This window comes from Hydrogenophaga sp. (assembly GCF_048549895.1).
Classification (GTDB): domain Bacteria; phylum Pseudomonadota; class Gammaproteobacteria; order Burkholderiales; family Burkholderiaceae_C; genus Hydrogenophaga.
Genome location: NZ_JBLYYB010000154.1, coordinates 1 through 7263 on the forward strand (window position 1 = coordinate 1; position 7263 = coordinate 7263).

The 7263-nt window shown below is 58.7% G+C and carries 9 protein-coding genes; 1 reads left to right on the forward strand and 8 read right to left on the reverse strand.

Annotated features, from left to right (window positions below; translation table 11 throughout):
* Window positions 1–563, forward strand: a 563-nt coding sequence (locus ACN4F8_RS15300; protein WP_419474348.1) for a response regulator, incomplete at its 5' end; no start/stop codon positions are given.
* Between the two features lie 109 nt (window positions 564–672).
* Here the strand turns inward: ACN4F8_RS15300 and argS are convergent.
* The 8 genes from argS to ACN4F8_RS15340 all read right to left on the reverse strand — a co-directional run.
* A complete protein-coding gene (gene argS, locus ACN4F8_RS15305) occupies window positions 673–2358 on the reverse strand; it encodes an arginine--tRNA ligase (RefSeq protein WP_026437753.1) in 1686 nt (561 codons plus the stop codon).
* A 258-nt stretch (window positions 2359–2616) separates the two neighbouring features.
* The gene (locus ACN4F8_RS15310; protein ID WP_026437752.1) at window positions 2617–3111 is read right to left on the reverse strand and encodes a peptide-methionine (S)-S-oxide reductase; all 495 of its coding nucleotides are present in this window, start codon (window positions 3109–3111) and stop codon (window positions 2617–2619) included.
* A gap of 2 nt (window positions 3112–3113) precedes the next feature.
* Window positions 3114–3485, reverse strand: a complete 372-nt coding sequence (locus ACN4F8_RS15315; RefSeq protein ID WP_026437751.1) for a hypothetical protein — start codon at window positions 3483–3485, stop codon at window positions 3114–3116.
* Entirely contained in the window at window positions 3482–4450 is a 969-nt protein-coding gene (locus ACN4F8_RS15320; RefSeq protein ID WP_026437750.1) for a magnesium and cobalt transport protein CorA, read from the reverse strand. Before ACN4F8_RS15320 ends, ACN4F8_RS15315 begins: the two co-directional genes overlap by 4 nt.
* A complete protein-coding gene (locus ACN4F8_RS15325) occupies window positions 4447–5151 on the reverse strand; it encodes a glutathione S-transferase N-terminal domain-containing protein (protein WP_026437749.1) in 705 nt (234 codons plus the stop codon). The genes ACN4F8_RS15320 and ACN4F8_RS15325 overlap by 4 nt, the downstream gene beginning before the upstream one ends.
* Window positions 5152–5429: 278 nt before the next feature.
* Window positions 5430–6449, reverse strand: coding sequence for a zinc-binding alcohol dehydrogenase family protein (locus tag ACN4F8_RS15330; protein ID WP_026437748.1), 1020 nt, complete (start codon window positions 6447–6449; stop codon window positions 5430–5432).
* A 28-nt stretch (window positions 6450–6477) separates the two neighbouring features.
* Window positions 6478–6897, reverse strand: a complete 420-nt coding sequence (locus tag ACN4F8_RS15335) for a GlcG/HbpS family heme-binding protein (protein ID WP_026437747.1) — start codon at window positions 6895–6897, stop codon at window positions 6478–6480.
* 124 nt (window positions 6898–7021) lie between these two features.
* Window positions 7022–7263: peptide-methionine (S)-S-oxide reductase (locus ACN4F8_RS15340; protein ID WP_419474349.1), on the reverse strand; the 242-nt coding region annotated here is incomplete at its 5' end.

Below are 7263 nucleotides of genomic sequence, written 5' to 3' on the forward strand. Positions count from 1 at the left end.
AAGAAATGTGTGATGACGGACTCCTGACGCGTTTGAAACGAGAAACAACGATTCTTCACGTGGATGATGATGAGCTGATCGGATCAATGGTTGAACGCATGCTCACGAAGGCGGGTTTTCCCGCTCATCACTATCTGCATCCCAAGAAGGCCCTGGATGACGTTTGCTCTGGGGCAATAGGCTACGACCTTGCCATCCTTGACTACGCCATGCCTGAGTTGGATGGACTAAGCCTTGCCAAAGAGTTGCTTCGCCTACACCCTGGAAAACCAGTTGTCATCACGACAGGATTCATCTCAGACGATTTGAGAAAAAATGCGCCAACCATCGGCGTCTCGGAACTGATTCCGAAGCCGAACACAGGAGCGCAGCTTCTCAAAACGATTGAGCGGCTCGCTTTGCAACTGGCTCAGTCACGCGCCACAGGTGACTCTTCTCAGACTGTGCGAGTAGCCGAAAGCCCACCTCGTGCACCGTGTAGCGCAAATCGCGTTGCAAGGTTTGAAACAGCTGGCGGTGGCGTGGCAAAAGACCAATGCACCGGACGCCATCAAGCACGGTGATCGTTGGGGGTACAGGTGGTTGCCAACATGAACCGGGATAAGGTGGGATCACCTGTTTGTGCTCGGCATCCTCAGGGCGCGGAGCGCTGCGTACGCTTCGTGGTTGCGCTCACATCCTGGTCGGCGCACTGACGCCGAGAATCGCGAGGCCATTGCGCAGCACCTGCGCGGTAGCACCGACAAGCGCCAACCGTGCCTTCTTGACACTCTGGTCGTCGACAAGAATTCGTTCGGCGTCGTAGTAGCTGTGGTAACTAGCGGCCAGCTCGCGCAAGTAGAACGTGACGTCGTGCGGCGCGAAATCCTTCGCTGCCGCGTTCAGCATTTCTGGATATCTGGCGAGTAGCAGCATGAGCGCCTGCGCGGCCGGGCCTTCAAGTGCCAAAAGTTCAACATCGTGCAGCGATGCCACATCGCCACCCCAGCTCGCCAACACCGAGCAGATGCGCGCATGCGCGTACTGCACGTAATACACCGGGTTGTCATTGTTCTTCGTCACGGCAAGGTCGACGTCGAACGTGTATTCGGTGTCGGGCTTGCGGCTCAGCAGAAAGAAGCGCACCGCGTCGGTACTGGTCCATTCGATCAGGTCGCGCAGCGTGACGTAGCTGCCGGCACGCTTGCTTATCTTGACCTCTTCTCCACCCTTCATGACGCGCACCATCGTGTGCAGAACATAGTCGGGATAACTGGCCGGAATGCTTTCGTCCACGCCCTGCAGGCCGGCACGCACGCGTGCGATGGTACCGTGGTGGTCTGTACCCTGAATGTTGACGACCGTATGAAAGCCCCGCTCCCACTTGGCGATGTGGTACGCCACGTCGGGAACGAAGTAGGTGTACGTGCCGTCACCCTTCTTCATGACGCGGTCCTTATCGTCGCCGTAGTCGGTTGACTTCAGCCAGAGGGCGCCGTCCTGCTCGTACGTCTTGCCGGCGGCCACCAGCTTGACCACCGTCGATTCGACGCGTCCGCTAGAGTACAAGCTCGACTCGAGGTAGTAATTGTCGAAGCGCACGCGGAACGCCTGCAGATCGAGGTCTTGCTCCCGCCTCAGGTAGGCAACGGCGAATTCACGGATCGAATCGATGTCATCGACGTCGCCACTCGCGGTAAACACGCGGTCGTCCGACTTCACGGTCTTCTTTGCAACGAAGTCCTCGGCGATGTCGGCGATGTAGTCGCCGTTGTATGCCGCGGCCTTTTCGCCGCTCGGCCAGGCAGCGTCGCCCGGCTTCATACCCCTGGCGCGCATTTGCACGCTGCTGGCAAGCGTCTGGATCTGCACGCCCGCGTCGTTGTAATAGAACTCGCGGTACACCGCATCGCCCTGCGAGGCGCGCAGGTTGCAGATGGCATCACCCAGCGCTGCCTGGCGGCCGTGTCCCACGTGCAGCGGTCCGGTCGGGTTGGCCGAGACAAACTCCACCAGCACCTTTTCGCCGGTAGCCGGCTGCCGACCGTACGCATCACCAGCGGCGAGCACTTCGCGCACGACCTGCTGCTTGGCGACCGCCTTCAAGCGGATGTTCAGGAAACCAGGGCCAGCAACCTCGACTGCCTGCACCCACTGCCCGAAAGAGGGCGTGGCTAGTAGCGATGCACTCACTTCCTCGGCAAGTTCGCGAGGCTTGCGGCCAAGCGGCTTGGCGAGCTGCATGGCAGCCGTGCTGGCGAAATCGCCGTGCGCCGCCACCTTGGGCGACTCGAACGCGGCTTTGGCGCCAGCGCCGGGCGAGAGAGATTCGAGCGTTTTCGCGAGCGCCGCGAGCAGCTCTTGTTTAACCAATAACATCTGTGAATTTTACTGGGGGCACACCCTGAGTCCGCCTGGTCGGTCATCCGTCAGCCGACCTGGTCAAGGACGAAAACACCACAAGAGAGCTCTTTTCCCTGAGCGCGCTCGGCGCATCATCCTTTTCTTTGGCACCAATGCGCAGTAGATAGCACCTTCGCGATCTCCGTGTCACATGCAAACAGATTGGTCGACGCCCTTGGAGCGTCGGAAACGCTTGGACCCAAGCAGAAACTACCCCGGAGACTCTCTTCGCATCTAGGTCCGCACTTCAGGGAGCGCGACCTCTGAGAAGTGCCGTCTGATGAGATCCAGCTTAGGGTCAATATAGCGGCGGCAGAAAGGCCTGCTCGGGTTGGTTCGATAGTAGTTCTGGTAACGCTCGTCCGACGCCTTGAAATTTCTAAAGGGCAGAACGGCGGTATGCACCGCATCGCCAGACTCGTGGGCGAAGCCTGCTATCGCCAGCTCGGCCTCATGCCGTTGGCGATCTTCGAAGATGTAAATCGCACTGCGGTATTTGCTGCGAAGTGAACGGGCCCTGGTAGCAGAATGTGTTCTGAGATGAACCTCGGAAAGCGTTGCCAACTGAATTACGGAGGGATCGAAGGTGACGATCACTCCTTCTGCCCACGTATCTGCCGGCGCATCTGATTGCACAAAGCCCTGGTCGACCTTCTCGACACCGCGCAACGCTTGGAACACCCCTTCTGTGCACCAATGGCATCCGCCTCCAAAAGCGAGCTTCTCCACATTTACCTCCCACGCATAAGCGCAATTTCTGACGCAGGCTTGCCCAATTGAACGCCAGGAATGAAATGAGTGAACCGCACCGCAACTTGGTCCAAGACCTCAGTACCAAGGCAACGACTCGCGCTTTCAACAACCACGGTTTCGCCGTCGAGCCGTATAGCGAAGCTTTGAGCCTCCTCGACAGCATCAGGGGCGTCGATGTGCTCTATTCCCATGACGACGAGGGCCGCCACAGCGTTTCCGTGCAGGATGACTGCAGTGTTGGCCTTCGACAGCGGAGACTTCTTCAGCAGGGCACGCAGGCCTTCTGGCCCTCCAAGACTATTGAAGGTAGTCGCCCTCACCTCGACACGATCACAACATGCGGCATTCATAGCCACTTTGCCTTCTTGAAGCGCACGTACAGAAACAGGCAGATCGTCGCCATCAGCCCGAGCACAACGAGGTATCCATAGGTTGACTCCAGCCCCGGCATGTTCTTGAAGTTCATGCCGTAGATTCCAGCGATCGCCGCCGGGACTGCCAGTATTGCCGCCCAAGACGTAAATTGACGAGTGATGACACCCGTCCGTTGCGCCTCAAGCAGGCTGCTGAATTCAAAGACCGTCCTCAGGACCTGAAGGAGACCATTGACCATGGACTGCACACGATCTACGTGGTCAGCGACATCGTCGAAGTACGGTCTCACTTCAGCACTGATGCAGGGATAATGTCCACGGACAAGTTTTCTGACCAGTTCGGCCATAGCGCCGAGCGTGCGTTGGAAGCGCGTGAGTTCGCCCCTCAGACTGAATATCCGGGCGACCTCTTCTCGCCCAAGAAAGTCTCCCACCGATCTCCTCTCCATCTCCAGAACGTCATCCTCGATCATTTCAAAGATGGGCAAATACTGGTCCACGATTCGGTGCAAGATCGCGTGCAGCACGTAGTCGACACCCTTTCCCAGGAGCGTCGGCGAAGCCTCGAGCTGCCCGCGAAGGTTGCCTAGCGCTCCACCGTTGCCGTGCCGCGCGGTGATGAGGTGATTGTGACCCGTGAAGATCGCCGTCTTTCCATAGCTGATCCGGTCGCCGACCAGCTCGGCGGTTTGAGCGACGATGTACAGCTCATCGTTGTAGACCTCGAGCTTTGGCGGGCAAAGCGGGTGCATTGCGTTATCGACTGCCAACGGATGGAGGTGATACGCCGCTTGGAGCGTGTGAAGTTCGTCGGCGCTGGGCTCGCGAAGCGCAATCCAGCAGAAGCCCGAGCGCGCCTTATCCTGCTCGAAGCGCTCGTCGAGTGCGATTTCACGGATTCGCTTTCCTTCGTTGTAGTAGTAGGCGGCGATAACGCTCATGCTGGCCTCGCTGGAATGCGCAGACCACGCTGCACCGCTGGTCGAGCCAGCCCGCGTGCGAGCCATGCTTGGATGTTTGAGTAGTTGCTGATTCCAAGGATCTCGCCAGCGGCATACGATTCAACCAGCGCATTTACCCAGCCCAGCGTGGCAACGTCCGCAATCGAATATTCGTCGACGATCCAGTCGCGACCTTCAAGCTGGCGATCCAAGACTCCCAGAAGGCGCTTGGACTCTTCGGTAAAGCGCTTTTGAGGCCGCTTGTCTTCATAGTCCTTACCGCCAAATCGCACGAAAAACCCGAGCTGACCGAAAGTCGGGCCGATGGCCGACATTTGAAAGAACACCCAGGTCAGGGTTTCGTATCGTTTGGCGGGTTTGCTCGGAATGAGCTGGCCCGTCTTGTATGCCAGATAGAGAAGGATCGCACCGGATTCCCATACGGCAATAGGTTTACCGTCGGGTCCCGCTGGATCGATGATCGCTGGGATGCGGCCGTTCGGGTTCAACGATACGAACGCTGGATCCTTCGACTCATTGTTTGAGATGTCGATCAGGTGAGGCTCGTACGCCAAGCCGATTTCCTCCAGCATGATCGAAACCTTGACGCCGTTGGGAGTGGGTGCTGCATAAAGTTGCAGGCAATCGGGATGAGATGCGGGCCAGCGCCGCGTGATTGGAAAGGATGAAAGGCCTTGCATGGTTTTTATCCTTGGGGCTTCGACAGCGACAAACTGGTATGCAACCATCCCATCAAGGCCGGGGGGTCGGTGACTGCATCGCTAGACCACGCAGTCACGAAGACTGCTGCTAGCAGGGCCGTCGCGACGGCAACGGCAGTGAAGCCTTCTCCGCTGCAGTCTTGGCTGCGGGCTGCGCAGCGCCAATGATCTAGCGCTTCGGATGCCCCCAGCCTCCACGGGGGAGATGACAGGTATAGCCGTTCAGCAGCGTCGAATATGGCTCGCCCTTTCTTCGATCAAGCAAAGCCTTCAAGCACGACCTTACCTATGGTCGTTCCACTTTCGAGTTGCGCATGCGCCTTCTTGAGGTTTTCGGCATTAATTGGACCGAGGTTCTGCGTGGCAGTTGAGCGGATTCTTCCATCATCGACCGCGCTAGACATCGCATTGAGGATTCGCCCCTGCTCGTCCATATCCGGGGTCTGGAAAATGGACCGCGTAAACATGAGTTCGTGATGGATCGATACCGCCTTGCGCTTGAACTTCATGATGTCGAAGCCCGATGGATCGTCGATCAGGCATAGACGCCCCTGCGGTGCGATCAAGTCGGCGATGTCGTCGACATGCTTGGCGGTTTGCGTCGTTGAGAATACAAATGCGGGAGCGCCGATGCCTAGTGCCGCGACCTGGCCAGCGAGCGGCTTCGAGTGGTCGACCACATGGTGCGCACCAAGCGACGCGACGAAATCCCTGGTCTCAGGACGCGAAGCCGTCGCAATAACGGTGAGGCTAGTGAACTGGCGTGCGATCTGAACGGCGATTGATCCCACCCCGCCAGCACCGCCGATGATCAGGATGGCGGCAGCTGCGCCGGGAACCGGCTTCTTCACATCAAGGCGGTCAAAGAATGCCTCCCATGCGGTCAACGATGTCAGCGGGAGCGCCGCGGCGTCGGCCCAGCCGATCTTTGACGGCTTCTTCCCAACGATACGCTCATCGACGAGATGGAATTCAGCGTTTGCCCCCGAACGGTTGATGGCGCCTGCATACCAGACCTCCTCTCCCACCTTGAAACCTGTCACATCGGGGCCGACCGCCGCGACAATTCCAGCAACATCCCAGCCCAGCACCTTCCACTCAGCGCCTTCTGCTGGCGGCGTGCTGCCACGGACCTTGTAATCGACCGGATTGACCGAAATGGCCTTTACTTCGACGAGGATGTCGCGGTCCTTTGGTTGTGGCTTGGGCAACTCGATGTCGACGAAGGCATCCGCGGCCGAGATTGGCGATGGAGTCCGGTATCCGATGGCTTTCATGGGTGTTTCCTTTAGGGTTGTGTCGAGGTCACTTGGAAAAATTGCGAAGGGCTTCTTCGCCAGCTTCCTGGTCCTGCGCCCAGCTTCCCCCGGAAATGCCGATCCCGCCAATAATCGCACCGTCCTCCATGATTGGAAACCCGCCAGCGGCGGCCATGACGCGGGGAACGTGCCGTAGGTTCGAGGCGCCGCGGTCTTCCAAAAGGTCGACCCATTGGGCTGTCGACAGGCCGAAAGATGCCGCGGTGTAGGCCTTGTCGATGGCAATGTTGACGGCAAGATAGGAACTGCGATCGCTGCGTTCAAACGCCTTCAGATTGCCGGCCACATCCACGATCGCGACGACCGGTTCGAATCCGATGCGCTGAGCGGCGGCGATGGTCTTGGCGATGAGGCGGGCGGCGGCCTCTCGAGTGACGGAGCGGGAGGTGAAGCTGTTATCGGACATGAGGATCCTTTTCAATGGTTGAGATTCTGACGGGCCTTGGCGCATCCGGCGGCCGAAACATCATCAGTGGACGGTGCAGCGGCAACGGCATTGACGCCTGTTCCGATGCAGTCCCGGTTGCGACCTACTTTTCGTCAGCTTTTCTGCGCTTTGGAAGGATCCAGTCGGGACGTGGGAAGTGGCATGTATAGCCGCCCGGGAGCTTCTCCAGATAGTCCTGGTGCTCCGGCTCGGCCTGCCAGAAATCACCGGCCGGCTCGACCTCGGTGACCACTTTTCCACCCCACAGTCCGGACGCATCCACATCGGCGATCGTCTCATCAGCAACGTGCTTCTGCTCCACGCCGAGGTAGTAGATGGCAGACC